Here is a 1,352-nt window from a genome sequence, read left to right on the forward strand (position 1 = left end):
GAAGACATGGGCCCGGAGCAGCTGGCCATGATGAAGCAAATGATGGGCGACATGAAGATCGGCCTGCGCCTCGTCATCGATTCCGGCATCGCCGAAACCAACGCCACCCACCGCGAAGCCAACACCGTCACGCTGGTGGAAATGGAAATGGGCAAGGTGTTGGAAAACCCCGACAACATCAAGAAGCTCGGCAAGGTCGATCAGGCGAACCCCGCCGCTGCCATGGAAATGATGAAAGGCATGCCCGGCATCAAGCTGGAGGCGCAGAAGGAAATTTCCATCCGCCTCGAATGAGGATTCCCCGCCTGTCAGCGATCCTCCGTGGCAAGCCGCCTTGTAATCCGCCGGTCCCGAGCGTCCCTTCCGGGATGAAATTTCTCTCCTTCCTCCTTCCCGGTTTGCTCGTCTCTTGCGCCGCCGATTCCCCGGTCTCAAAAGCGCCGCCCTCCTACGTCTCCGAAGCCCCGCTGCCGGTCGGCTGGCCGCAGCCGGGCCCGTATGACCGCGTGACCGAAAAAACCTACCCGAGATACCGCGCCGCCTTCACCACCCAGAAAGGCCAGAACCGCGCGTTCTTCAAACTCTTCGGCCATATCAAGAAAAACGGCATCCCGATGACCTCCCCCGTCGAAATGGCGATGGACCGCGGCGAATCCGGCATGGAAATGGCATCGATGGGCTTCCTCTACCAAAGCGAAAAAGTCGGAACCACCGGACCCGCCGGGGAAAACCTCGAAGTCCGCGACGTCCCCTCGGCAACGGTGCTCAGCTACACCTGGCAGGGCGACAACTCGAAAACAAATCTCGCGATCGCGAAAAGTTCCCTCGAAACCGCCCTCGCCGACAAGAAACGCAGCGCCAAATCCTTCCGCCTCCTCGGCTACAATGGCCCCGGAACCCCACCCGCCAAACGAACCTGGGAGCTCCAGGCGATTTTGAAATAGGTGAGGACGCATGGCAGGTTGAGAAAACAAAGATTTTCCAACCGCAGATGGACGCAGATGGACGCAGATAAGATTTTGGATGAAGGTTTTTTGTCTTCCATCCATGTTCATCGGCGTTCATCGGCGTTCATCGGCGTTCATCCGCGTTCATCCGCGTTCATCCGCGTTCATCCGCGTTCATCCGCGTTCATCCGCGTTCATCCGCGTTCATCCGCGTTCATCCGCGTTCATCCGCGTTCATCCGCGTTCATCCGCGTTCATCTGCGGTTAGTCCGTTTGCCAGAATAAAAAGCCGAAACTCCGCCAGTCCCGCTTCAAGCCCCGAAGCGGGCGAGAGATCACAGCCCAGGGCAAGGCCCTGGGTTCCCGTCGCTAGCGATTCAAGCCCTGAAAGGGCGATCCATCCCG

General features: G+C 59.1%; 3 protein-coding genes. All 3 read left to right on the forward strand.

The annotated features are described in order from the left end of the window. On the forward strand, positions 1-294 hold a 294-nt coding region (locus tag F8S12_RS00570), incomplete at its 5' end, for a hypothetical protein (protein ID WP_230967702.1). 74 nt (positions 295-368) lie between these two features. Continuing rightward, positions 369-944 (forward strand): heme-binding protein, encoded by a 576-nt coding sequence (locus F8S12_RS00575; RefSeq protein ID WP_196514294.1) that lies wholly within the window; start codon positions 369-371, stop codon positions 942-944. A 57-nt stretch (positions 945-1,001) separates the two neighbouring features. Then, on the forward strand, positions 1,002-1,232 hold the full coding sequence (locus F8S12_RS00580) for a hypothetical protein (RefSeq protein WP_196514295.1): 231 nt from the start codon (positions 1,002-1,004) through the stop codon (positions 1,230-1,232). The last annotated feature ends 120 nt before the right edge of the window (positions 1,233-1,352 follow it).

Source organism: Nostoc sp. WHI (assembly GCF_015714725.1).
GTDB lineage: Bacteria > Cyanobacteriota > Cyanobacteriia > Cyanobacteriales > Nostocaceae > Nostoc.